Raw genomic sequence first — 26,832 nt, forward strand, 5'->3', positions numbered from 1 at the left:
CAAACAATAGGTTGAAGCATTGCGTTCAGCAGGTTGCACGAACCCTCTCTCGCTATGCTAGCCGAAAAAAATGCCCAAGAATGTTTGACAGTGCTGCCCTCTCATCGCACGACCACCGCAGTCGCGGTGCGAGTCTAGAAGCTCTAGGAACTCCCGCGAGCCTGATGTACGCATCGAAGTTTCCCGCAGGAACGCGTCAAGGTGCCCGGCTGATCTCCTCGACGCGTTTATAGCAGCCCGGTTCGCTCGTTTCTTTGCCCTTTTTCAATTTCTAACCGGAGGTCACATGAGTACAGCCAACGATCGCACTTATTTTGAGCAAGTCGCTCAACAAGCTGTGGAACAGATGTTCGCAACTTCGCCCGAAACCGCAGCGTTCCACCGTGGCGACTGGATCGACAGTGAGTACTATCGCCGCCACCTCGTAGAAACTGTATTGCGAATCCGACTCAATAACGAGGTCGACGCGTTCGCACTCTACAAAATCGGCTCCAAGGACAACACGCTCGCACAGATCCTCGCGCAATACTTGGCAGAAGGATACGGGCATGAGGGGAAATTCCTCCACGACCTTAAGAAATTCGGCTTATCTGCCAATGACGTCGACCGGGTTGCCCCCCTCCACAGCACCGACAAACTGATCGGCTACCTCTATCTGAGCATTGGTCGCAATGGTCCGCTGCCGACGATGGTCTGGAACTGGCTGCTCGAATGGTACACCAATCGCTACAGCAAGAGCATTACAGAAGCCGCCGCCCGGGCGTTCGGCCACGATCACGTTAAAGGTTCGCTCGACCACATTCAGTACGCGGAATCGCACAAGCACTATGACATCATTTGGATTGCCCTTCAGCGGGCAATAGGCGGCTGGGGCAGCATTGAGAGCGCGGAAATGTATCTCCGCAACTTCGTCGGCCTGATCCACGAATATTTCGATGAGTTGCGTGTGACGACCGTGCCCCGGACGGAAAGCATAACCTCGCGGGAAGCAGCCACATGACCGCCGTCATCTTGGTTGCGCCAGCGTCATCCGGTACCGCAGTTTTCGCCGCCACAGCTCGTCAAGGTATCGCCGCCCTTGCATTTGCGCGTGCCGCGACCCTTCGACTGCGAGCGTCTGTTGCGTCCTTCGCGGTGGTGGGCGCTGCGCTCGCCGTCTTCCCATGCACAGGCGAGTCACCGTGGACAGTTCAGCGCTCGCGGAGATTGCCGGGCAGCAGCGTAATGGACACATATACCCACTGGTTAAACTAAACAAGTCGATCTTGTTGTCGAAACTGATGATACGCGGCCATATTTGCAATCCAAACCCACGCTGCTCCGGCAATGCGAACGTGGCGATGCGACCTGCCTGACAATTGTACGGTTCGTCAAATCCTTATCAGCGGACTTCGCCGGCGGCGCCGAAGTGGCGAGTGTGCGCCACAATCCGGTCTCAAAGGAGACGAAGCTCCCACGCCCACCCACCCTCCACTATCGCGAGACTGACTGCTCTCTTAAACCCCTACCAGACATGTCCGGTTCACCGCCGCAGATCGCCCCGACGCCGGGCCCGGACATCGCCAATACGCTCTGTGCGCTCAAATTTGATCAAGCCGAAAAAATATCTGAACAAGTTGCTTCCACATGAAAGCCAATCATCCTGCTAAGGGTAACCGCATAGTCGTGCTTAACCGGTGGTCCGACGGTTTCGCTGCCTATCAGCGCTACATTGATCATGCGGCGAACAAGATCGCATACGTCTGCACGCCCAACAGTGTCGCCGCGCTTGACACCTCTCGCATTGCACACGTCGAACAGCTATCTGACATCCTCGATGAAGAAGCGCTGCATGCGGCGGTGCGCGCCTGTAGTTCAGCGCTCGGCGGCATCGACAGGCTAGTCGCCTTATCCGAATTCGACCTTTTAGCGGCCGCGCGACTGCGCAATTCGTTCAATATCCCCGGCGACCTTCCCGAGACAGTCGTGCGCTTTCGAAATAAGGCCGTTACGACGAATACTATCGCCGCAGCTGGCCTGCGTGTACCGCGGTTTGCAGCCCTGGAAGATCTGGTCGTTGCCAAGGCGGCGACTACCACTGTGATGCGTTTTCCGATAATCGTGAAACCGCGATCAGGTACGGCGAACATAGGGTCACGGCGCATCGAGACCCGTCCTGAGTTCGATGCACTGTGGCCGACACTACCGCTTGCCGAGTACGATTGCGAGGAGTACATCGACGGTCCGGTTTATCACGTTGACGGCTTCCTTCTGAATGGCACATTGGTTATCGCGCGCGCGTCTCGCTACATCAGCACTTATGTCCAGTTCGCTCAAGGTAAACCACTCGGCTCGGTGATGCTCGACCCAAGTCCTCTAAATGAGGCGCTAACCGCATTCTCCGTAAAGTGTCTGCGCGCCCTGGATTTCAGAAATGGGCCATTCCATCTTGAGATAGTCCGGGGCTGCGATGGATTGTATTTCCTTAAGGTTGGTGCCCGCGTCGGCGAAGGAGAAATCCCATTCCTCTTTCACGATCTGTACGGTGTTGACCTGTTCGCCCTCTGGGCCGCGCAGCAGTCAGGTGACAAGGCGCGGTTAGCCACTCAGGTGCAAGCAGCGCTAGACGCGTCGGCATCGTCCGCCCGCGGTGGATTCCTCATGTTGCCGGAGCCAGTGGGCAAAGTATTCGTCGATGCAAAATTGCTACGAGAGATCCCCGCGCTTTACGAGGCGGTTTTCCCCAAGCCACGTCATTTCTTCGACGGCACCGGCGGCTACGCCACCCTCCTCGCGCGCTTCCGCTACCGCGCGGCATCGGAGCACGAAATAGCCACAGGAATTCACACGACATTAGACAATTTCCAATACACGCTCGCCGAGATTGCCGCGCCCCCCTTCACTGCGGAGCCAGCGGCTCCAATGGTTCATCCCGGAAGGCATTCCCCGCCGCTTCTGCCTTGCTAGACGTAGTTTCGCGCCTCCTCCAGCAGGAGCTCTCGCATCCAGATGCTCGCAGGATCCCCGTTATGCAGGGAAGGCCATTGGATCGCTTCAGTGAAACAGGAAAGTGGCAACGGGACGTCGACGATCCGCAGCGGGGCGACTTCCGCGAAATACTTTGCTAACCTCAGAGGAATCGTAGCGATACGGTTAGTATGAAGCAGGACTCGCGGGATCAAGTCGAAGGTAGGCACGATAACCTCTTCGCGCCTCTTGAGACCTAGATCGAGTAAGAAGAACTCCTCGATCGAAGGTCTCCGTGCACGTCCAAACCTCACTGTTACGTGTCCCATCGACATGTACTTCTCGAGCGGCAGGCGGCGGGACAACTGTTTGTTCGTCGGACAGCCTACACACACGAGCTTCTCCTCAAAGAGCGGTGCTTTAGGATGAGCATCAGCCAACAACAGCTCCGGCAGGATCAAAAAATCGGCGTCCCCACGCCGAAGCAGCTCACCCGGGTCGTCATCAGGGGAAAGCAATTCGAAACCAACCGAAGGAGCCTCGCGCGCCACACGCTCAATGACATTCTGAAAATAGACCAGCGTCATAAAGTCGGACAGGCACACCCTGAAGCGGCGATTCGACTTGTCCGGTCGAAACACGTCCCGCGAGATGATCGAAAGCTGGATGTGCGATAAGGCTTCCCGAACAGGTCCAGCAAGCTCCGTCGCTCGCGCAGTGGGGACGAACTCACGACCTCTCATTACAAACAGGTCGTCGCCGAAATAATCGCGTAGTCGAGCAACGGCGGCGCTCATGGCAGGCTGGCTCAAATTGACGCTTTGCGCCGCAGCCGTCAAGTTGCGCTGCGTCATCAGCGCATCCAGCGCGACGAGAAGATTCAGATCAAGGCCTTTGAATCGCATGTTCCGGTATCCGCCTTATGGATGAGACATATCGAAACAATCGATTGTACAAATTATTTGCGGTAACGCAAAGTTGCGACCATTCAAATGGAATAGGGAACGTCGAAGCCCGTCTATCGTAGTACTGATTGATCCGCAAAATCCCGCATAGTGATCCGCAGTTGGCGATCGAACCTATCGGCAGATCGAACGATACAAGGCATGCGTCCGACGCGATGGAAAGGCTATGAACCACCCAGACTATTTGACAGAAGTGCGCAGCGACAGTGATTGTGCCGATCTTCGCCCTAAGGTTTACCTTACATTTGATGACGGACCTCATCCAGTATGGACGCCGAAAATACTTGACATATTGGCATATGAGCAAGCGGCGGCAACTTTCTGTGTCATCGGCGCGTACGCAGCGGAGTATCCAGAACTGCTCAAACGGATCGCCGCAGAAGGTCATGAACTCGCTAACCACACCATGACACATCCAGACCTTTCGAAATGTGAGCCGGACCTAGTTCGCCGTGAAATATGGGAGGCGGATGCGCTTATCAAGGAGACGTGTCCTGCGGCAAAAGTGACGTATATCCGGGCGCCATACGGAATCTGGACGAAAGACGCAATCGAGGAAACGGGGAAGGCTGGATTGATCGCCCTTCACTGGTCAGTAGACCCGCGGGATTGGTCTCAACCGGGTGTCAATGTGATTGTTGATGCGGTGATGGCATCAGTCCGGCCAGGCTCGATTGTGCTGTTGCATGATGGAAGCCCTCCCGGAGAGTCGAACTCCGATGTTCACACGACATCCCGCAGACAAACGACCGAGGCTCTCTCGCGTCTAATTCCTGCATTGAAGGCGCGCAGGTTCGTGATTAGTCGACTTCCTGATCGTCGATCCAAAACACTGGCCGAATGAGCACACATCTGTAACCACTAGCCTGCTTGGACTATTGGCTAGCCACTCATTGCAAACGGTTCCCTATAGTCACATCGAGAGATCGTGCACGATTCTGGCGGACAATCAAATGAAGATGTCAGGAAAAACTGACCCGTGAAAAAGGATCCACTGATATAACTTTCCGTGTCCGCCGATGGAGGTGTTGTTGCCCACCTCGATACCATGGAACTTACTGAAGGAGGTTATTAGTCGGTCGAAAGCGACAGATTAATACGATTGCATCAACAAAAGGCGGTACACGACAGCACCCAGTCAACTCTTCCTGTCTACGGTATCGCAGTTTCACGCAGGGTCTGTCGTCGATGTGATCACGCCAAGCAGGCGTATTGACGGATCCTAGCAGGCCTGTAATCAGATCGTTTTTTGACACCACTTAGCAAACTGACCTCGATGAACATTCCTGCCGCCATCAATACGACCTCCGTTTTATTGTACGCACTTCTTTCTGCCGTTTATAAGACAGCGCAGGTTCTACATACCCTACCCGCTCCAGCTGAGCATAGCAACCAATCTGCCACGAATTTTCTTCCCGACGTCGACGTCATCGTTCCGTGCTTCAACGAAAACCCCGATACTCTGCGCGCGTGTCTCGCCTCTATCGCAACGCAGGAATACTCAGGGGCTTTAAAAATCCACGTGGTCGATGACGGATCCGCCAACCGCGATGCGTTGGAACCCGTTTATCGCGACTACGAGCACGATCCAAGATTCAATTTTGCTCTTCTTCCACAAAACGTGGGAAAACGCAAGGCCCAGATCGCCGCAATACGGGCTTCATCCGCAGAACTCATACTCAACGTCGATTCCGACACGACCTTGGCGCCGGACGTTATAAGCCAACTCATACTGACAATGAGCGATGCAGAGGTCGGCGCCGCCATGGGTCAATTGACCGCCAGCAATCGCAACGATACGTGGTTGACCCGTCTGATTGATATGGAATACTGGCTAGCGTGTAACGAGGAGCGCGCAGCTCAGGCCCGGTTCGGCGCCGTGATGTGCTGCTGCGGGCCGTGCGCGATATATCGCCGCTCCGCGCTTCTCTTGCTGCTCGACCAGTACGAGACACAGATGTTCCGGGGAAAGCGAAGCGATTTTGGGGAAGATCGTCATCTAACAATTCTCATGCTGGCCGCAGGCTACCGAACAGAGTACGTTCCAAATGCGATCGCTTCGACCGTCGTTCCAGACAGACTCGGGCCGTATCTTCGCCAACAATTGCGCTGGGCGCGAAGCACATATCGCGACACGCTGTTGGCGCTACGCCTTTTACCCCGCCTAGATCGGTATCTTACGCTGGACGTCATTGCGCAGAATGCAGGCTCCCTATTGCTCGCGATCGCAATGCTCTCCGGCTTTTTACAGATCGCATTGACAGAGACGGCCCCATGGAAGGCGTGCTTCGTGATTGCGTCAATGAGTATGCTCCGCTGCTCCGTGGCAGCTGTGCGCTCTCGTGAGCTTCGATTTCTTGGGTTCTCCGCGCACACGCTGGTCAACCTACTGTTCCTACTACCTGTTAAGGCGTACGCCTTGTGTACACTCAGCAATAGCAACTGGCTGTCCCGCGGCGTGGCCGCCGGCGGTTGTAGCGCACACGTCGACCCGCCGGGGCACGACACTGGAACGGACACCACTATATCCACAAATGGCGGGGCTCAGCGTGACAAGCACCGTCGACACTGGGATGAGCAGGCATTAACGGAATCTGATGACGTTTTCCGAAACAGATGATCGTGTTCGTCACGAGATCTTCCTGAAGAGAACAACCATTTGGATTTCCATGTCAATGCCAACTGCAGCAATCACGTTTACAGGTGTCAACAAGTCCTACGGCGGGAAGCTCGCTGTCAATGGACTGTCCTTCCACGTAGAGCCGGGCGAGTGTTTCGGCCTTTTGGGGCCTAACGGCGCAGGCAAGAGCACGACCGCGCGGATGGTCCTCGGGATGGCGCTACCTGACGCGGGTACGATCACAGTCCTCGGAGAGCCTGTGCCTAGACGCGCGCGACGGGCACGTGCACGAATTGGCGTCGTTCCGCAATTCGATAATCTTGAACCCGGGTTCACAGTGCGTGAGAACCTAGAGATATTCGGGAGCTACTTTGGCATGAGCGCAGGTGAGATCTCGGCTGTGATTCCCTCTTTGCTCGAATTCGCGCGCCTGGAAAGCAAGGCTGATGCGCGCGTTGTCGAATTATCAGGCGGCATGAAACGGCGTCTGACGCTCGCTCGCGCGCTCATCAACGACCCCCAACTACTTGTAATGGACGAGCCCGCGACGGGCCTTGATCCGCATGCGCGCCACCTCATCTGGGAACGCCTGCGCTTGCTACTCGCGCGCGGCAAAACAATTCTTCTCACCACTCATTTCATGGAAGAAGCGGAGCGACTGTGCAACCGTCTCTGTGTGATTGACGAAGGGCGCAGCATTGCCGAAGGTACTCCTAGTGCGCTGATCGAAGAGCAGATTGGGAGCCAAGTGATTGAGATATATGGCGGCAATTCACATGAACTTCGGCCGTTACTCGAGCCCTACACACAGCGAACCGAACTGAGCGGCGAAGCATTGTTTTGCTACGCCGCTGATCCTGAGCAGGTGCGTTTGCAGTTGCGGGGGCATGCGGGTCTGCGCATTCTCCAACGCCCCGCCAACCTGGAAGACGTGTTTTTGCGGCTAACCGGCCGCGAAATGAAGGATTAGTGATGCGTGATGTATTCATGATAACTCTGCCCGGCAACGCGCTGAACTGGCACACGGTATGGCACCGCAACTACCTTGCATGGAGGAAATCTGCGCTCGTGTCGCTCCTCGGGAACCTTGCGGATCCGATGATGTACCTGTTTGGTCTTGGCCTAGGTGTGGGAATAATGATAGGCCGCGTCGACGGCACGTCATACATCGCCTTCTTGGCCGCTGGAATGGTTGCGACGAGCGCAATGACTTCTGCCACCTTTGAGACGATTTATGCGGCCTTCTCGCGAATGCATACTCAGCGCATGTGGGAAGCGGTGTTATGCACTCAACTCACGATTGGCGACGTCGTTCTAGGTGAACTTTCATGGGCGGCCACAAAAGCCCTTCTTGCCGGCGCTGCGGTGATGGTGGTTGCTGCGGTCCTAGGCTATGCGGCGCTGCCGAGTATCATCTATGTCATGCCCGTCGTCGTTCTCACTGGACTCGCCTTCGCGAGTCTGGCTATGGTGCTCGTCGCCATCGCGCCCAGTTACGACTATTTCATTTTTTACCAAACCCTTGTTCTGACGCCCATGTTGTTCCTGAGCGGCGTCGTCTTCCCGATCGGTCATCTCCCCGGTGCTCTTCGGCAAATTGCGCGATTCCTTCCGCTGACACATTCCGTTGAGCTGATCCGCCCAGCGATGCTGGCACGGCCTGTCGCTAGTATCAGCCTTCACGTGGCTGCGCTTTGCGTCTACGCAGTACTGCCGTTCTTTTTATCGGCGGTTCTACTTCGCCGCCGCCTAATGTCGTGACGATTTTGGCAATCAATCCGAGCCCACGAGCTTCGCAACGGACCATCTGCGCAGCACTCACACCCTCTTTCAACCCGTTAGATGAACGCCATGACATACCCCATGCTGACAACTGAGCCATTTGCGATCGTGGGGATGCCGAGGACCGGCACTCATTACTTGGAAGAATTGCTGAATGCGCATCCGAACGTGTCAAGCAATGGTGAGTTGCTCAATCCGTATGACCCAATCTGGCCCGATAGCGCCCGGCTTTTGCGTAGCGATCGCGAACTGCTCGAGCTAGCCTATCTGCACCATCCGACCATGACCGGCAATCCGCATTTGACACACGTCGGTTGCAAGATCAACCAGCCTCAGTTTAACGAACGTCCAGGGTTTTTCGAGACGCTGGCCGCGTGGCCACGTTTGAAGGTACTGCTCGTGATTCGACGAAACACGTTGGAATCGTTTCGTTCTTTGGTGCAAGCAAGACAAAGCGGTCAGTGGCTAAAATACGGTCCGGACAACGACGACTCACGTCCGCCTCCGCAAGTCATATTGAAAACCGAAGACTGTGAGGCTTACTTTAAAGCCGCGGACGATTTCCACCACTTAATTCTGAGCTCGTTTTCACCGTCGAGCGTGCTCACTATCGACTATGAAACTCTTCGGGACGATCCGGCCTCAAGTCTGAAGGCGGTCTCAGCCTTTCTCGGCATCTCGAATCACCCTTGCTCTGAAAACACATCTCTTAGACGTCAGGAAGTTCGATCGCTGCGGCAGACGGTACTTAACTTCGAAGAGTTGAGGCGTCACTTCGAGGGCAGTCGATACGATAGCTTTTTCGAAGCTCAAGGGGGCTGATCGGCCCGCCAAACATCAAGATTTCCCCGATAGCTTTCAATTGTCTAGCTTTTGAAGAGCATTGGCTTTATCGACTCGCAAACTCGGGTTTAGCGGTCCGCAGCCTAGCTAAACTAATTCCTGCGTTCCGAACAGCAGATGAACCACGATGTGTATGGCCCACTGTTCCGGTTCTGTGTTCAGCGAATGGCGTATGAACATATTGTTATAAGGTGACGTCAAATGGCCTCAACTGTGCAATGGAGACTGTGTTGGGAAAATGAGCTAGGGCTCTCGGACCACATAGAATTGTCCGAGTTTTTTCGGGCAACGTATGGACCAACTGGATCTTTTAACGCGAAACCTTTCGAGGGCAGCCGGAGTTGGGCTGGTGCGCGGCCCGAACTCCGTGCGATTGCCTACGATTCGCAAGGGGTGGCGGCTCACATGGGCTCGCTGCGCCGGTTCATCAAGGTTGGCACGGTCGATGTTCTTGTAGCCGAACTGGGACTTTACGGAGTTCGTCCGGATCTCGAAGGACTCGGCATCAGCCATTCGATCCGCGCGATGTATCCGGCACTGCAGGGCCTTCGGGTTCCTTTCGCATTCGGCACGGTGCGCCATGAGTTGAAGAACCATATCGCGAGGTTGTGTCGGCATGGATTGGGAACGGTCGTCTCGGGCGTGCGGGTGCGGTCAACTCTGGCCGACGTTCGTCTAGATTTGCCCCCGACACGCACTGAAGACGTCCTTGCGGTAATCATGCCGATTGGTAGCTCGATGAGCCAGTGGCCGGAGGGGAGTGCAATCGAGCGCAATGGTCCGGAGCTATGAAGGCTGGCGCTTCACCACAGAAGGCGGTGGAGCCGACGCCCCCATGCAATTGTCCTTATAGTAAACCGCTATCGAGGTATGTGAACTTGACACATGTAGCGAACTTCGACTTGCTGCTTCGGGAATTGAACTCCAACGATCCGTGGCGGCTGGACAGTAACCCGTTCGAATTCGAGCGCCACAGGCAAATGCTTCGATTGTCACTTGCCGAGGGCATCGTCACAAATGCACTTGAAGTTGGATGTGCGGGCGGGGCGTTCACGGAAAAGCTGGCGCCTCACTGTCGACGGCTCACCGTCATCGATGTAGTTCCAGAAGCGATCGCGCGAACACGCGCACGGTTAATGGAACCGGCCAATATCACTTGGATCGTATCAGACATCCAGCGCTTTTCGGCTCCGGCAAAGTTCGATCTGATCGTTGTCGCGGAGGTTCTTTATTACCTCGGAAGCATCGCCGAGGTACGGGCCACTGTGCAGAGCTTGGCGCGCATGCTTGCGCCCAACGGGCAGTTGGTATTCGGATCGGCTGTTGACGCCAATTGCCGGCGGTGGGGCCACATCGCCGGGGCGGAAACGGTGCTCGAAATGCTACGGGAAGAGCTGACCGAGGTCGAGCGCGTGCAGTGCATCGGGCGGTCGTCCAATGAGGATTGCATGCTCGCGCGCTTCCGGAGCCCGATGGATTTTCCAAATCAACCGAATTGCCTCCGTTAGAGCGGGAGATACTATGCGCATCTGCGGCATCAAACTGACACACGATGGAGCCATCGCTGTTGTGGAGGATGGAAAGCTCCTTTTTTGCATCGAACAGGAGAAGCGGGACAATAACCCGCGATATCAGGAAATCGGGAATCTTGACGTAGTTGCAACAGTGCTGAGCGAACACGGGCTGCTTGTCGATGACATCGATCAGTTTGTAATTGATGGCTGGGACGGCGAGATAGAGTCGGAATTTCGCACTCTCAGCGGCCGTACGCCTGTGATCTTGAAAGGTGCTCCCTATATCGAACGCAGAGCCGACGATCTCCTCCATCCGCTCGAACGCACCGGCCTGTTAATCGGCGAACAATCGTATTCGTATCAGAGCTACCCTCATGTTTCGGGCCATGTCGCGTCCGCGTACTGCACCAGTCCGTTCGCGATAAGCGGGGAGCCTGCATACTGCCTAGTCTGGGATGGCGGCATGGTCCCAAGACTGTACTATGTGCGACCGGACGAAGCACGCCTCGTCAATTGCCTGTTCCCAGTTATCGGCCAAATGTACGCGGCGGCTGGACATCATTTCGGGCCCTACAAGAAGGCGAGCGGCGCTGACTGGGACCTGGGCGTGGCAGGCAAGCTTATGGCATACATCGCGCTGGGGTCGGTCGACGAAGGCATCATTGCAGTCTTTCGGGATCTTTATGAGCAACGCTTTGCCGGCGACACCGAACTTGCGCAAGAATACCGCGAGAATGTCCGCATACCAGAAAAATCTCTCGCAGCTACACGCGACTTTTTCCAAGAATGCGTTCCACAATTGGAGGCCAAGCCTGAAGAAGACATACTTGCATCCTTTCACGTATTCCTCGAGCGTCTTCTGGTTCAAGGAATGGAGGCAGCGCTCTCACGCCATCCGATTTTCGAGCCGCGGAACTTGTGCATCTCTGGCGGATGCGGTCTCAACATCAAATGGAACAGCGCACTACGTGAGAGTCGTCTTTTTGACGCAATCTGGATTCCGCCTTTTCCGAACGATAGTGGGTCTGCGATTGGCGCCGCTTGCTGCTCGATGGCAGCGAACAAAGGCTTCCTGCCGTTGGAATGGTCGATCTATAGCGGGCCAGCAGTGAAAACTGGTGACGTGCCGCCCGGATGGACAACGTCCCCTTGCTCCATTGCACAACTCGCCGGCGTACTCGCTGAAAATAAACCCGTCGTCTTCCTAGCCGGCAGGGCAGAGCTGGGACCCCGAGCGTTGGGTGCCCGAAGCATTCTCGCTGCTGCGACGTCCCCTGCGATGAAGGACTTCCTCAACGCGGTGAAGCATCGGGAGCATTTTCGTCCGGTAGCACCAATATGTCTTGAAGATCGGGCGGTTGCCGTCTTTTGTCCCGGTACTCCAGACCCCTACATGCTGTTCGATCATCAGACGCGCGAGGAATGGCGGGAGAGGATCCCCGCCGTAGTGCATCTCGACGGATCGGCTCGGTTGCAAACCATTGCAAGAACTTCCGCGCATCCCGTGGCGCAACTCCTGATTGAATACGAAAGACTCACTGGCGTTCCTTTGCTATGTAACACCAGTGCCAACTATCATGGACGTGGCTTCTTTCCGGACGCTGCTTCAGCCTGCGAGTGGGGAGGTGTCGAACATGTATGGTGCGACGGTCTTTTATTGAGCAAGGCATGTAGCACTGGCCTGCCATTGTCAATCGACGAACCAGGTTCTGGCGGCCGGTTTGAGCGGGCCGTAGGCGCACCGCTCGGGGCGTGACTTGAATGAGTGCGTCAGGGACTTTCTTTCACGGACGAACTGCACAGACAGCGGCAGCATCCCTCAATGTCAAGATTTTTTATATTGCCATACCGATGCCCCACCACACTGCTCCGACCCTGCGATGCAGAGCGGACGCCTTTGCTTCCAACAGCGGTTTCACCCCCTATCGTAGACAAATATGAAGAAGACCTCCGTTTCAGATCTTCATGTGCACGGCTTCCGGATTCAGCCGGAGTCGAGGGGACGATTGCTCCGGCAAACGCCCGCCATCCTGTGGTTCACGGGGCTGTCGGCAGCTGGAAAGTCGGCGATTGCCGACAAGGTCGAGGCACTACTGCATGCGTCCGGTCAACTCACCTACATTCTCGATGGAGACTCTATCAGGCTCGGTCTATGCAAGGATCTCGGCTTTGCGGATGCGGATCGCCACGAGAACGTGCGGCGCGTGGCCGAAATTGCAAAATTGATGGCTGACGCGGGGCTCGTAGTGCTGGTGTGCCTCATTTCGCCGTTCCGTCGCGATCGGGAACTCGCCAGATCTACCGCGGGTAGGCACCGTTTCGCCGAAATCCACGTTCACGCTAGTTTGGCCGTAGCCGAAGCTCGCGATCCCAAGGGACTGTATCGGCTTGCGAGAACTGGCGCCATACAGCATTTCACCGGCATCGACTCGCCGTATGAACAGCCGACGCTCCCGGACGTATTCATCGACACATGTTCGAAGTCCATCGATGAAGGCGCGGACCTTGTGGTGAAATGGCTCAATAGCCGCTAGTTGGAGCGAGACGAGTGTGGGCACGCCGCAAAACTGGACTCGATAAACCGATGTCCATGGCGGACGAGCGGCTCGATCGACGCCAATTGTCGGAGCGGGCGAAACGTCGACACTCGCATGTTGCATACCCTCCTTCCAGCGAACCCGGTGCCAGGGAGGTGAGTTTCTTCAACCACCCATCTGATTGCACTGCGCTCACGCGGACCAAGGTAGACAGATGATTGATTACGGCAATCTCAATTGCTATCGCGGACGATCGCGGTCTCGGTTGCGCGACTCAGCGTTGCTTCCGGCAGCAAATCGGCCTCTCGGCCGTGCCGCATCGATCACTGTCTTGCTTTCACTAGTCTATTCAGTTTCCGGCTGCACAGTCGGCCCCGAATATCGCACTCCCGCGCCGCCCGCGACCGACAGCTATACACCGAAGGCCCTACCCGAACACACGGTTTCGTCGCCCGGTGCGACGGGTCTTGCGCAGCAGTTCAAGGCTGGCGGCGAGCTGCCTGCACAATGGTGGACCCTTTACCGTTGCGAGCCCCTCGACGCGCTGATACGCGAGGCCCTCTCAAATAGCCCGAATATCGCTGCAGCCAGCGCGGCGCTGCGCCAGGCGAGCGAAAATCTGCGTGCGCAAACAGGGATCGATCTATATCCCGCCATCGATGTGAAGCTCAATGCTACTCGCGAAAAGCTCAATGGCACGACGCTAGGCCAGCCCAGCCTGAACAGAATACTAAGTCTGTACAACGCATCAGTGAACGTTTCCTACAACCTGGATCTATTCGGGGCTGCACGCCACGAACTCGAGGCGCTGGGCGCGCAGGTCGACTTCCAGAATTTGCAGCTACAGGGCACATACCTGGCGCTGTCAGCGAACATCGTCACCGCTGCGGTCAGGGAAGCTTCCGTCCGCGAGCAGATTGACGCGACCGAGCGTATCGCCGCGGATGAGGAGACTCAGCTCGGTGTATTGCGTAAGCAACTTGAGTTCGGCGGGGTGGGTCGCGTGGCTGTGCTCTCGCAGGAAACGTTGCTCGCACAAACGCGCGCTACCCTGCCGCCACTGCGGCAGTCTCTCGATCGGGCGCGACATCAGCTTGCCGTGCTCGCGGGTAAACCACCTAGCGATAACAGCGTTCCCGAGTTCAGGCTGTCGATGTTCACCCTACCGCAGACCTTACCCGTCGCCCTCCCTTCGTCGCTCGTCCGTCAACGTCCGGACATCCTGGCTGCGGAAGCCCTGCTGCGTCAGGCGAGCGCCCAGGTCGGCGTCGCAACCGCGAACATGTATCCGCAGCTTACGCTGTCCGCAAACTACGGCCCGCAATCATTAACGCCAGCGGGCATGCTGAAGTACGCGGACATGATCTGGAACATCGGCGCGGGGCTCACGCAGCCGATCTTTAACGGAGGCCAACTGAGCGCTAAAAAGCGCGCGGCGGAAGCCGCCTACGATGAGGCCAACGGGCAATACAGGCAAACGATACTGCTTGCATTCGAAGATGTCGCGGATACGCTCCGCGCACTCGATCACGATGCAGCCGCACTCGCCGCGCAAACCGAAGCGTGGCGTGCAGCCAGCAGCTCGCTCGAGCTGACGCGTGGCCAGTTTCGTGCCGGCGGTGTCAGTTATCTAGCTCTGCTCGATGCGCAGCGTCAATACCAGCAGACCATCGTCAATCTCACCCAGGCGCGCGCTGCACGCTACGCAGACACGGCCGCATTGTTCGAAGCACTGGGTGGCGGCTGGTGGAGCGACGCGGCCAGGATCCAGACAGGACAGGCGGACTCCGATATCAACCCGCAGTGAACCCTCTTTCTGCTTGCCGCGCCCCGCATGGTTTCCAATGCTGCGCGTCCAAAGGGATCTGTTCCATATCAGTTTGCCGTGCAAGGACACGACGATGACGACAAATAAACCAACAGCAAAACGGATGATCACCATGCTGATCTGCATGGGCGTTCTGCTTGGCGCGCTGATCGGTTTCAACCTGTACAAGGCGCATATGATCCGGAAATTCATGGCACACAATGCGGTGCCGGCTGCTACCGTCACGTCCGCCGTCGTGAGCTATCAGATATGGCAGCCACAGCTTGCCGCTGTGGGCAGCCTGCGTGCCGTGCGCGGTGTCGACGTGACGACTGAAGTGGCTGGACTCGTTCGCGAGATCGCATTCAAGTCCGGCGAGGAAGTCAAGGCTGGACAGGTGCTCGTGCGTCTGAACGACCGCTCGGACCGCGCGCAGCTCGCCTCGCTAAGAGCTGCCGCCGAACTCTCGCAAACCGTCTATAACCGCGACACGGCACAGTACGACATTCAGGCGATTGCCAGGGCGCAAGTGGATGCTGATGCCGCCGACCTGAGAAGCAAACGAGCACAAGTCGAACAGCAGGCCGCACTAGTCGAGAAAAAAACGATTCGCGCGCCTTTCGCGGGACGCGTGGGCATCACGACAGTCAATCCAGGCCAGTACGTCAATCCGGGCGACGCCATCGTTACGTTGCAAGCTATTGACCCCATCTACGTCGACTTTCACCTGCCCCAGCAGGAACTCGGTCAACTGCAGGTGGGACAGAGCGTCGCCGTAGCTACAAGTGCATTCGTGAGCCGCGGCTTCGTGGGCAAGATCCGCGCTATCAACCCGCGCCTCGACAGCACGACGCGCAACGTGGAGGTCGAAGCGGCCCTCGACAACCGCGAGCGCAAGCTGTTGCCGGGGATGTACGCTAGCGTAAAAGTCGATGTTGGTCACGAGCAGCGTTACCTGACACTGCCGCAAACGGCAATCACTTACAATCCCTACGGGGCAACAGTTTTCGTCATCAAACCGGGCGAGCATAAGGACGCACGCGGCAAAACGATGCCCGTTGCGCAACAGATCTTCGTAACGCCAGGACCCACGCGCGGCGATCAGGTTGCGATCCTGAAGGGCTTAGACGAAGGCGCACTAGTGGTGACGAGCGGCCAACTCAAGCTGAAGAACGGCACACCGCTCGTAATCGACAATCGCGTGTTGCCGGCAGACAGTCCTGCTCCGACGCCCCAAGAACAATAAGAGTTCCTCAGATGGATTTCACCGACATCTTTATCAAACGGCCGGTCCTCGCGTCCGTGGTAAGCCTATTCATCCTCGTGCTGGGCTTACGTTCCCTGTCGACACTTAAGGTTAGCGAATATCCCCAGACCGGCACTGGCGTCGTTACCATCACCACCTCGTACTATGGCGCTAGCGCCGAGACGATGGCCGGCTTCGTTACTCAGCCGCTCGAAGCCGCGATCGCACAGGTGCAAGGCATCGATTACATGTCGTCGAAGAGTAGCACGAGTGTCTCAAGTATCACCGCGACTCTCCGCCTGAACTACGATCCGAACCGCGCGCTAACAGAGATCAACACCCAAATCGCGTCTATGCGGAACCAGTTGCCACCCCAAGCGCAACAGCCAGTGTTGACGATTCAGGTCGGCCAGACTACTGACACGATGTATATGGGCTTCTACAGCGATGTCCTGCCAAGCAACAACGTCACGGACTATCTGCTGCGCGTTGTCAAGCCGAAGCTCGATTCAATTCAGGGCGTGCAAACCGCAGAGGTTCTCGGCGGCCGTCAGTTCGCGTTGCGCGCGTGGCTTGATTCCACCAGGCTCGCAGCGCACAACGTCACGGCTTCTGACGTCTACACCGCACTCGGCAACAACAACTATCTGGCGACGCTCGGAGCAACCAAAGGCCAGATGACCAGCGTCAGTCTAAACGCTGGTACCGATCTGCATTCCGTCGAAGACTTCAGGAAGCTGGTTATCAAGCAGAAGAACGGCGCGATCGTGCGCCTAGAGGATGTCGCCAATGTTGTATTGGGTGCGGACAACTACGACTCCAATGTCGCTTTTAGTGGAAAACGCTCGGTGTTCATTGGGATCAAGGTAGCGCCCGACGCGAACCTGCTCGAAGTAGCGAAACGCGTCAAAGCTGTGTTCCCTGATCTGCAGAAGCAGCTCCCCACGGGGGTGTCGAGCGACATCGTCTATGATGCCACGGACTTTATCGAGACTGCCATCGACGAAGTGGTGAAGACGCTCGTCGAGGCACTACTGATCGTAACGCTAGTGATTTACCTGTTCTTCGGCAGCTTCCGCGCGGTGATAGTGCCCTTGTTCGCGATGCCGCTGTCTCTGATCGGCACATTCTTCATGATGCAGTTGCTCGGCTACTCCATTAATCTACTGACGCTGCTCGCGCTGGTGCTCGCGGTCGGACTCGTGGTCGATGACGCGATCATCGTGGTTGAGAATTTCGACCGACACCTGACGACCGGGGGCAAGCGTCCCTTCGATGCCGCGTTCATCGCCGCGCGCGAACTCAGTGGCCCGATACTCGCAATGACTGTTGTGTTGATTGCCGTCTATCTCCCCATTGGCTTCCAGGGCGGACTGACGGGCGCACTGTTCACGGAGTTCGCATTTACACTGGCAAGCGCGGTCACTATGTCGGGGGTGGTCGCGCTAAGCCTATCGCCAATGATGTGCTCGCGACTCTTTCATCACGAGCAGCAACCCGGACGCTTCAACCGTTTCGTCCATCAGCAGTTTGAGAAAGTGCATCGGGGTTACATGCGGCTCCTGCGCTCGATACTGGACACATGGACCGTATTCGTCGTGATGGGTGCAATACTGTTATGCGGGACCATCTATTTATTTGCGACGTCACAGTCCGAACTCGCCCCCCAGGAGGACCAAGGCATCGTACTGTCGCTGATCCAGGGACCACCCAATGCGACGATTCAACAGATGCAGATGTATGCCGACCAGGTTTTCCAGATATCTAAGCAATTGCCCGAGTATGCGCAGATGTTTCAGTTGACAGGCGCGCCGACATTGAATCAGGGCTTCGGCGGCGTGCTCTTCACGACATGGGACAGGCGCAAGAGAGGTGCCTCCGAGTTGCAACAGGAGCTTCAACAGAAGTGGAATGGCATCGCCGGCGCGCGAGTTGCTGCTTTCCAGCTTCCACCCCTGCCCGGTGCGCAAGGCTTCCCGGTGCAGTTCGTGATCAACACGACTGAGCCTTTCGATAACCTTAACGAAGTAACCCAAGCGGTTTTGCAACAGGCGCGCGAAAGCGGCATGTTCCTCTTTGTCGACTGCGACCTAAAGATCGACAAGCCCGAGACCGTTCTGATGGTTGACCGCGACAAGGTCGCCTCGCTCGGCCTTACGCAAAGCGACATGGGACAGGCGCTCGGAGCTGCGCTCGGTGGTAACTACGCGAATTATTTCTCGGTCGCCGGCCGTTCTTACAAGGTGATTCCACAACTTCAGCAGGTCGACCGAATGAACCCATCGCAGCTATTAGACTACAACCTGCGCACTTCCGACGGCAGTATGATCCCTGCTTCGACTGTCTCGCATCTGAAGTCGACGGTTGTGCCCGAATCCATCAACCATTTTCAGCAAATGAATTCGGCAACGATCTCGGCCGTAGTCGCACCCGGCGTTTCGCAGGGCGAAGTACTCGAGTTCCTGCGCAACGCCACAACCCGCGTCGCTCCCTCAGGATACAACATGGACTATTCCGGACTTTCGCGCCAATTCATGCAGGAGTCGGGCGGCTTCCTAATCACTCTGATGTTCGCAGCGGTCATTGTGTTCCTTGCACTCGCGGCGCAGTTTGAAAGCTTCCGCGATCCCATCGTCATTCTGGTATCAGTGCCGTTGGCGTTGTTCGGTGCGCTGATCTTCATTAACATCGGCGTTTCCACGCTCAACATCTACACGCAAGTCGGACTGGTCACACTCATGGGGCTTATCAGCAAGCATGGCATTCTCATCGTGCAGTTCGCGAATGAGTTACAGCGTTCAGGCCGCAGCAAGCGCGAAGCTCTTGAAGAAGCGGCAGGCGCGCGCCTGCGCCCGATCGTAATGACTACAGCCGCCATGGTGCTTGGTGTTCTGCCGTTAGTGATTGCGTCCGGCGCTGGCGCGGCAGGGCGCAACGCGATCGGGCTGGTAATATTCACGGGACTGTCGATCGGCACTCTGTTCACACTGTTCGTTGTCCCGTCGATGTACATGTTGTTAGGTGCAGAACATCACAAGAAGACAACAGCAATGACGTGACCGCCATCAACTGTGCAATTTTTCGTGCACTCCTCGCGCCGCGGCGTGGCTGGAGCAAGCGACTTGCGATGACGGTAAGGACCGCCTTCACGCGGGTCTTTGTGTCTCGCCATTGATCAGCCCCACGTATCTGATGACACGAAGGCTCCCCTAAGATCAGGGATAGCCTAGGCTAGCGGTAAGCCTAGACATTATGTGAAACCGTTGAATTTATGAGTGAACCGGAGCACCGTTGGCGAGGCGTTAACCCGAACCAGGTGTCCGGTCGGACCGAGCAATTGCAGGAAGGCGGAGTGGCGGCGATGAAAGCTGACGATACGTCGCACCGTCATCAGAGCACGCCGCAGCGGACTAGGACGACCGCTGTCGGAACCTTAAAAGAAGGTTTGGAATGGCGCGCACAAAGACGTGTTTGCGCGCCCGCCTTGGTGCGGGGGGCGACGATTGAAGCGGTCTGCGAAGTTCTCGGCGCGGTCCGCTATGACGTAGCAGTGAAAACGGGCTCGCTTGTCCGATTGGCAAAGCGGTCGTAGCGCCACACCGTCCGATGACTCAGAATGTCTCGAAGAAATGCTGGTCCATGTAACGCATTTTCTTCCGACTTCAGGTGTCTGGGCGCTACCGCATTCCGGGCGAGAACAGATCGCCCCGTAGCCCAACCACAAGCGCGTGTATCGGCTTATCTGAGGGCATCATCTGCTGCTGCGCCGTCTCGGGGCGCTGCGATACACGTGGCAGCACGACGATCGTGTTGTTGCCGTGGACAACAGCAATACCATTCGTGCTCCGATGGCTTCAAGTTCCGGTGCGACGATGGCTCTTCCCTGTGTGTAACCTTCGAGCTGCCTGCCGCAACCGGAGGCGATTAGCTGGACTGCGACAACTCGAAGCCATACCGGTAGCGTGGCGCACGACGTGATGCTGATTGCCGTCGAGCAGCGCAGCTCGTCGAACGGATGACGTACAACGCTCTACCTACATCGACCATGGCACGCGTATCTTCGGGCGCGAACTGCCTTCCCCCCGCATCCGCTGACCACGCACGTACACTGGCCCACAGCAATTGTATGGCTCACTCGTTCGTGAAGACGATGTGCGTTTCCCCGGGGTTATAGGGCAACTCCACGCCACCAACCCGCAATCGAGTCCAGTCCGAAAGTTATATGCCCACGGGTTCTCGTCCTCAAGTTAGCCGATATCGAGCACGAGGTAACCTTTTCCAGTCGACATCCTGACGCTCGCCTCGTTGCGACATTGCCTTCACGTCTTCGCAAGCGATGTTTAGGCAACTCGGCGGCGACAAAAAATAGACGACCGGCTCTGACCTCACGATATCTTCTCACAAGTATCAATTTTATTTGTTTGATCCTGAGGTAGACGATTTGCTATCGTGGCATACACGGATACTAAAAATAAATAGCGGCTTGCCTTGACAGACAACCAAGTTATTGGCAACGAAATAAGCAATCTTTCCCTCTCTCTTATCTAAATCGTAGCGTTACTCTCAGTGATCGTCTTTTCGACGGGTAGAGGTACTCCAAAGCGAGATAATTCATGAAAAACTGCTCCGCATCTTCACAAATTGCATCACCGACTATTGACCTATTGTATGACTACGCTCCTTTCCTCGACATTTGCAAATCAGAAGGAGCAATTGGCTCGTTTTCACCCAGTTTACAGACGCCGCGGGTTGCAATCGTGGGGGCTGGCATTAGCGGGCTTCTGGCCGCGGCGGAATTGATGCGAGCAGGTGTCACCGATGTCACCGTGTTTGAAGCCCGCGATCGCATCGGAGGTAGAGTATGGTCACAAGCTTTTGATCCACGGTACCCGCATCTCATTGCTGAAATGGGTGCAATGAGATTTCCTCCGACTGCGACCGGTCTTTTTCATTATCTTGACAGGTACGGTATTTCGACGACAGCCTCTTTCCCGGATCCAGGAATGGTCGATACCGAATTGCACTATCGCGGTACTCGCCATATCTGGCGCGCGGGAGAACCGCCGCCCCCATTGTTCAGAGTCGTCTATGAAGGCTGGAGAGCCTTTTTGCAGGAAGGATGCGTGATCAACGGTACGTCTCTAGTTGCTCCCGCAAAAATCACCGCAATGTTGAGGTCAGGCCGGTTTGAGAAAGCCCGAGCGGAATGGCAAACGTGGCTCGACGTGTTTCGTGACAGTTCTTTTTATGCAGCCATCGTGGCCATCTTCACTGGATCTCGCCCGCCCGGAGACATCCGCTGGGAACGGCCTGACGACTTTGAACTATTCGGTTCTTTGGGCATAGGCTCTGGAGGCTTCCTTCCCGTTTATCAGGCGGCATTCACCGAAATACTACGGCTCGTCATCAATGGCTACATGGACGATCAACGCTTGGTCTCTTGCGGAATTTCTACACTAGCTGAGTGCCTCGCAGCAGAGAAGATCGGAGAATGCACCGTTGCTGACCGGGTTCGCTTCAATGGCGTGGGCCGTATCTACAAAGAAGACGGAAAGATAAGGCTGATGACTGACGCGGGCGAAATCATGACTTTTGACCGAGTTATCGTTACCAGCAACACAAGGACAATGCAGATGGTTCACGGCCTGACCGACGACGAGACGTTTCTCAGTCGAGACGTCTCACGAGCCGTTAGAGAAACGCATCTCACCGGGTCATCAAAACTATTCATGCTTACACATGGTAAATTTTGGATCGGTAACGATTTGCCAGTCACAATTCAATCTGACAGTTTTGCGCGCGGGGTATATTGCCTTGACTACGAGCCCGATAGGCCAGACGGTCCAGGTGTAGTTTTGCTTAGCTACACGTGGGAGGACGACGCGCATAAGCTACTAAGCGTCCCCGACAAAAAGCAGCGCTGCGAGCGTTTTGTCAACGCCCTTGCTACATTCAACCCTGAACTTGCGCGCCACCTGACTCCCGTGGATGACGACTACGAGCATGCTATCCTTCACCATGACTGGTTGACTGATCCCCATTCTTCCGGTGCGTTTAAACTCAACTATCCCGGTGAAGATGTGTACTCACAGCGGCTTTTTTTTCAATTTCAGACGGCAAACGACCTTGCAACGGATACCGGCCTATATTTGGCTGGATGTGGTTGTTCATTCACCGGTGGTTGGATCGAGGGGGCGATCCAGACGGCTATCAATAGCGCCTGCGCCGTTATACGCAGTACAGGCGGAGACCTTCTACGGGGCAATCCTCTCGACGAAATACGCAGTGCCTATCACTACTGATATCGCATGCTCTGACGACACCCTATTTTGGGACACTTTATGTATTCGGAAGACTCTCTGGAATCGCTTTGTGATGGTATACGCGATGGTGAAATCTCTGCGGATGACATGCGGAAGCACGCAATTAGCGCCAATGCTAGTCAGTCGAAGCTCAATTGTTTCATTGGTAGTCGCGACCTCGATGCGCATTTCGCAAGGCCGAATGATGTGCTGAAAGGTGCACCACTCTACGGCATCCCCTTCTCATTGAAAGACAATATTTGTGCTAACGGGTTTCCAGTAACCGCCGGTACGCCAGGGATGGAAGGATGCATAGCGACACGCGATGCCATTATCGTCCGAAAACTGAAATCCTTGGGCGCTGTCGTCGCCGGTAAGAACAATATGCATGAACTTAGTTTTGGCATCACATCGGTCAATCCGAGGTGGGGAACGGTGGGCAACCCGACGGCTCCGGGATATCTGGCGGGCGGAAGCAGTGGCGGTTGCGCGGCCGCAGTGGCTGCCGGGATCGTTCCGATGGCGATCGGAACTGACACTGGCGGCTCAGTGCGGATACCGGCCGCCTTCTGTGGCATTATCGGCTTCAGGCCTACAAGCGGTCACTGGTCTTCAGCTGGAATCATTCCAGTTTCTCGCACTAAAGATTCACCTGGGCTTTTGACGCGCACGGCGAAGGACGCGTTGATGATATATGAGCTGCTGTCCACCGGTACCCGCCCGCCGGCAAAACAGATTGGTACTCCTTGCCGCATAGGACTTCCGGCGTCCATGTGGAGTGACCTCAATGAAGATGTCCGAAAGCATTGTTGGCGTGCGATCACGCGTCTGATCCGCGCGGGGTTCGAGTGCGTTGATCTGGACGACTCGGCTGTTGCCGACTTAAATAGGATCGGAACCTTCACCATTCCCGTTTACGAATTCTTCATGGACTTTCCACGCACATTGCTTTCCTTCGGTTGGGCCAACAGGATAAATACGATATTCGATAACATCCGTGATGAAGCTGTCCGCAACATCGTCCACAGCAACCTCAGTGCGCAACTGATCTCTGCGGCGGATTATTCTTTTGCGATTCAGAATGTGGGCCTTTTGCGTCAGCAAATGAAAAACCTGTTCACCACCCAAGGTATCGATTTTCTCGCATACCCGACGGTTCCACGCAGCGTTCCCCACTGTAGCGATGCCGGGCGGCCCGAACTTTTCTCGGAGGTGATACGTAATACCGACTTGGCCAGCAATGCCGCGATGCCCTCGGTTACGCTTCCTGTCGCTCCGGATGGTGCATTGCCCGTTGGTTTGAGCCTTGACGCACCACGAGGTCAGGACCGCCGCCTCTTGACTATGGCAACGTCTGTAGAAGACGTTCTGAATTCGTCGTAACACGACTGCCATCTTCACTGCGAAATGTTTCATGCGCAGGCAGCAGCAAACGATTCGCACACCGTTTCGGAGGCGGTAGCCAATGCAGATTTCATTGCAAAGAATAAACACTCTCTTTGACGCCGGTAGTTTTGTCGACCATCACCCTGTCGAGAGAAGTCATTTCATCTGCGGCGAAGGGTCTATAAATTCCGTAAGAACGTTTCTGGTCATGAATCGGGGACGAGACTGTGAATTCAGAGGAAGCGGACAGTGGCGCACCGCCACGCAGATTACAAAGACCGTAACGATAGCCCGGGACAGTTGCGCCCCATTGATTTACGTTCAGGACCGTCCCGGAGGGACAGATAGTTTCGATACCACAAAAGTTCTTTCATCGGACATGTCGAAACTGCTTTTATCACCAACTGGAATGGGCAGAGTCAGTGCATCTCTCGCGGAGTTGGCCGAGAAGAATTTGCTAATTTCCGCCATACTCGGCCCGACCTCAGGCCCCTTGGCCTTACCACTGATGCTGGCTGACTTGGTGTTGATGACCAAAAAGGGCGCCTTGTGCATGGGTCGCCCCGATATGGTGAAGGCCATGCTGGCTCAGGATTCAGATCTCTATTCGCTAGGTGGAACAGACGTTCACAGCAAGCACTCAGGTTCAGTTCAATTGGTATTCGAAGATGAAGAAGACCTATTCGGATGTGTAAGGCAGTTGCTTCACGTCAGCGCCAACCGCGGAGCGAACCGTGGTCTGGGATATGAAGAACCCGAAGCAGCTGATTTCAAGAGCTTGATTCCATCGGATCATCGTACGCCCTATGACATGCATCAGTTGCTGCATTCTTTCGTCGACAAGGACAGTTTCACCGAAATTAGCCCCGAATACGCAAAGGAAGTGTTGACAGGCTACGCGACCATTAAAGGAAGCGCGGTTGCTATCATTGCCAACAATCCCCGCTATAAGGGCGGTGCCATTCACAGGCAATCCGCTACCAAAATAGTCAAAATGGTTGGTGTGGCTGAGAAAGTCCGGATACCGATCATGTTTATTGCTGACATCCCTGGATTTATGATAGGCCGAGAGGCCGAAAATAGTGGGATTTTTTCTGCAGCGGCAGATTTGTTCAGGGCACACGTTCGAAGCAAAGTACCTAAGTTGCTGCTCATTGCAAGAAAAGCGTACACGGGAGGCGTGTATGCTATGTGCGGCCCTGGCTTTAACCCAGTAGCAGTCTTGGCTTATCCGCAGGCTCACATTGGTGTTTTCGGTCCCGATACGATGACAAAAGACATGCCAGAACTTGATGAAACGACAAGAGACATAATACAGAAGCTGACCGACGAAATCGTAAATCCCGAACTGTTGAAGGCCAGTGGACTGATCACCGACGTCATTGAAATAGAAGATACCCGGGAGCAGGTTTCGAGATACTTGTTCGCGGAAGCAGGCAGATCTTGAGTCGGATGCTCTGATCGCGGGACAATGCGCGACTTGCCAGACTATCGTGTCCAAGTCGTAGCACTGCCGCGATCAAACTTCTTTGGACTGTTGCCGCGCCACGGTCATCCGGCACTGCGTCATGATAACCAGCGATTCGATGTACGCATGTCACGTTCATCGCGCTAGGCGGGGTCCACGCACTATCAACAAGATTGCGCTGCGTGTCAGGCTCAGCAGGACGATGCCCAGGACAGATGCGTTTGGCACGCCGACTTGTAACCTGCATAGTGCGACTGCTTTTCTGCCAAGGATTGCAGTTCAGCTGCCGATGCAAAAACCGGCCGCTTTTGAACTGCTCCGATCGGATTGTGTGGTGTCTACACGCGCACCGACTTCACTGTGGCGCCTTTGCGCACGTCGAGCGTGCCTCCCGGATTAGTTCTATTTGAAGAAATGACGTGCACAAAACCTGCCGCTGAACTAGGGGAGATGTAACATATACACTCTTGTCATTCGCGCTGCGGGACCAAAGTCCTGGGCGAGGAAGCCGGACTCGCCCGACTTCCGCGTCCGGGCCCGGTGACGGGTGCGACAGCGCGCCCGTCGCGCGGGCGCGGCCAGACACGCGCTTGGTCCGCAAGTGGTCGATCGCCGCACTCACGATTTCTCTCTGAAGAACGTCTCGATGGCAATATCGTGCGATGCGCCGTATGAGACGATTTTGCGAAACCGGGTGAATCGCACTGATGCTCGACGATCCGGCAAGCCGCTTGAGCAGTTGGTCGGCAAAAGCGCCCAACAAAAAGTGGCGATAGTCGCGCTATCGTCGCTAAGTCAACCCCGGACTAGAATCCTGTTGCTCGCACCGTAGCGCAATCCATCGAGAAACACAGCCACCAACCTCCGGGCATCGGGCGGATCGGGACATTCAAGCGGAGCGCACAGGGCGGCTACCGCGCACAAAACTTCTTCGGGCCGTATTCCCTTGCGAATATCGCCCGAATCTGTGGCGGCATCAAGAAGGCTCTGAACGACAGGCCGGAGTCGGTCAAGAAAATAGGTCGGCAATGCCCGGAACGCGGCATCGCCCGAATTCAGAGCCGCGGCGAGACCGCGTCTCCTCGTCACAAAATCGACGTAGCGTTCAATCCATCCTACTAATGCGTCGCCAGCGCCAAGCGTGGCGGCAAGTTCAAAGCCTGCATCGGCGCAGGCATCCACCTCACTGCACAACGCGGCTACAACTAGATCCGAACGTTGGGGGAAGTGACGATAGATTGTCCCTATAGCGTCATTGGAAGGCACGCAACGATGAGCTGCTTTGCAAATGTTGCCTTTCGCCGTAAAGGAGCCGGGTGTTTTCGGCGTAATGGCGCCAGCGACAGGCGCCTGATTCGGGGCTCGAACGGGTATCAAGAATCCTTGTTTTTACCTCCTCTCGCAAGTGCTGATTTG

General features: G+C 55.9%; 19 protein-coding genes. 17 read left to right on the plus strand and 2 right to left on the minus strand.

All coding sequences use genetic code 11. The features are described 5' to 3' along the window. Positions 1 to 286 precede the first annotated feature (286 nt). Together AB3X89_RS33070 and AB3X89_RS33075 are read left to right on the plus strand one after the other, a co-directional pair. Positions 287 to 1,000, plus strand: a complete 714-nt coding sequence (locus AB3X89_RS33070) for a hypothetical protein (RefSeq protein ID WP_368587013.1) — start codon at positions 287 to 289, stop codon at positions 998 to 1,000. Positions 1,001 to 1,626: 626 nt separating this feature from the next. Continuing rightward, positions 1,627 to 2,946 (plus strand): acetyl-CoA carboxylase biotin carboxylase subunit family protein, encoded by a 1,320-nt coding sequence (locus AB3X89_RS33075; RefSeq protein ID WP_184251770.1) that lies wholly within the window; start codon positions 1,627 to 1,629, stop codon positions 2,944 to 2,946. Here the strand turns inward: AB3X89_RS33075 and AB3X89_RS33080 are convergent. After that, positions 2,943 to 3,851, minus strand: coding sequence for a LysR family transcriptional regulator (locus tag AB3X89_RS33080; RefSeq protein ID WP_368587014.1), 909 nt, complete (start codon positions 3,849 to 3,851; stop codon positions 2,943 to 2,945). The genes AB3X89_RS33075 and AB3X89_RS33080 overlap by 4 nt on opposite strands. 226 nt (positions 3,852 to 4,077) lie before the next feature. On the opposite strand from AB3X89_RS33080, the gene nodB reads away from it, so the two are divergent. From nodB to AB3X89_RS33155, 15 genes are all read left to right on the plus strand, one after another. Continuing rightward, positions 4,078 to 4,755: a chitooligosaccharide deacetylase NodB gene (gene nodB, locus AB3X89_RS33085; RefSeq protein WP_368587015.1), complete on the plus strand. Its 678-nt coding sequence runs from the start codon at positions 4,078 to 4,080 to the stop codon at positions 4,753 to 4,755. Positions 4,756 to 5,187: 432 nt separating this feature from the next. Next, positions 5,188 to 6,531 (plus strand): chitooligosaccharide synthase NodC, encoded by a 1,344-nt coding sequence (nodC, locus tag AB3X89_RS33090; RefSeq protein WP_368587016.1) that lies wholly within the window; start codon positions 5,188 to 5,190, stop codon positions 6,529 to 6,531. A 49-nt stretch (positions 6,532 to 6,580) separates the two neighbouring features. Next, a complete protein-coding gene (gene nodI / locus AB3X89_RS33095; RefSeq protein WP_368587031.1) occupies positions 6,581 to 7,501 on the plus strand; it encodes a nodulation factor ABC transporter ATP-binding protein NodI in 921 nt (306 codons plus the stop codon). Positions 7,502 to 7,503: 2 nt separating this feature from the next. Then, positions 7,504 to 8,292 (plus strand): ABC transporter permease, encoded by a 789-nt coding sequence (locus tag AB3X89_RS33100; protein WP_368587017.1) that lies wholly within the window; start codon positions 7,504 to 7,506, stop codon positions 8,290 to 8,292. A 102-nt stretch (positions 8,293 to 8,394) separates the two neighbouring features. After that, positions 8,395 to 9,135: a sulfotransferase gene (locus tag AB3X89_RS33105; protein WP_368587018.1), complete on the plus strand. Its 741-nt coding sequence runs from the start codon at positions 8,395 to 8,397 to the stop codon at positions 9,133 to 9,135. Positions 9,136 to 9,357: 222 nt separating this feature from the next. After that, positions 9,358 to 9,948 carry a NodA family N-acyltransferase gene (locus tag AB3X89_RS33110; RefSeq protein ID WP_026228599.1) on the plus strand — a complete coding sequence of 197 codons (591 nt, stop codon included), beginning with the start codon at positions 9,358 to 9,360 and terminating at the stop codon, positions 9,946 to 9,948. 80 nt (positions 9,949 to 10,028) lie between these two features. Next, a complete protein-coding gene (gene nodS / locus AB3X89_RS33115; protein ID WP_368587019.1) occupies positions 10,029 to 10,664 on the plus strand; it encodes a nodulation methyltransferase NodS in 636 nt (211 codons plus the stop codon). A 13-nt stretch (positions 10,665 to 10,677) separates the two neighbouring features. After that, a complete protein-coding gene (gene nodU / locus AB3X89_RS33120) occupies positions 10,678 to 12,426 on the plus strand; it encodes a nodulation protein NodU (RefSeq protein WP_368587020.1) in 1,749 nt (582 codons plus the stop codon). A gap of 181 nt (positions 12,427 to 12,607) precedes the next feature. Continuing rightward, the gene (gene cysC, locus AB3X89_RS33125) at positions 12,608 to 13,204 is read left to right on the plus strand and encodes an adenylyl-sulfate kinase (protein WP_368587021.1); all 597 of its coding nucleotides are present in this window, start codon (positions 12,608 to 12,610) and stop codon (positions 13,202 to 13,204) included. A 217-nt stretch (positions 13,205 to 13,421) separates the two neighbouring features. Then, entirely contained in the window at positions 13,422 to 15,014 is a 1,593-nt protein-coding gene (locus AB3X89_RS33130; protein WP_368587022.1) for an efflux transporter outer membrane subunit, read from the plus strand. A gap of 94 nt (positions 15,015 to 15,108) precedes the next feature. Continuing rightward, entirely contained in the window at positions 15,109 to 16,260 is a 1,152-nt protein-coding gene (locus tag AB3X89_RS33135; RefSeq protein WP_368587023.1) for an efflux RND transporter periplasmic adaptor subunit, read from the plus strand. Between the two features lie 11 nt (positions 16,261 to 16,271). After that, positions 16,272 to 19,319, plus strand: a complete 3,048-nt coding sequence (locus AB3X89_RS33140; protein WP_368587024.1) for an efflux RND transporter permease subunit — start codon at positions 16,272 to 16,274, stop codon at positions 19,317 to 19,319. A 1,554-nt stretch (positions 19,320 to 20,873) separates the two neighbouring features. Next, positions 20,874 to 22,562 carry an FAD-dependent oxidoreductase gene (locus tag AB3X89_RS33145; RefSeq protein ID WP_368587025.1) on the plus strand — a complete coding sequence of 563 codons (1,689 nt, stop codon included), beginning with the start codon at positions 20,874 to 20,876 and terminating at the stop codon, positions 22,560 to 22,562. Positions 22,563 to 22,601: 39 nt separating this feature from the next. Next, on the plus strand, positions 22,602 to 23,945 hold the full coding sequence (locus AB3X89_RS33150) for an amidase family protein (RefSeq protein ID WP_368587026.1): 1,344 nt from the start codon (positions 22,602 to 22,604) through the stop codon (positions 23,943 to 23,945). Positions 23,946 to 24,027: 82 nt separating this feature from the next. Further along, on the plus strand, positions 24,028 to 25,395 hold the full coding sequence (locus AB3X89_RS33155; RefSeq protein ID WP_368587027.1) for a carboxyl transferase domain-containing protein: 1,368 nt from the start codon (positions 24,028 to 24,030) through the stop codon (positions 25,393 to 25,395). Between the two features lie 816 nt (positions 25,396 to 26,211). Here the strand turns inward: AB3X89_RS33155 and AB3X89_RS33160 are convergent. Next, positions 26,212 to 26,682: a TetR/AcrR family transcriptional regulator gene (locus AB3X89_RS33160; protein WP_368587028.1), complete on the minus strand. Its 471-nt coding sequence runs from the start codon at positions 26,680 to 26,682 to the stop codon at positions 26,212 to 26,214. Between the last annotated feature and the right edge of the window lie 150 nt (positions 26,683 to 26,832).

Origin of the sequence: Paraburkholderia sp. BR14320 (assembly GCF_040948665.1) — a bacterium.
GTDB lineage: Bacteria > Pseudomonadota > Gammaproteobacteria > Burkholderiales > Burkholderiaceae > Paraburkholderia > Paraburkholderia youngii.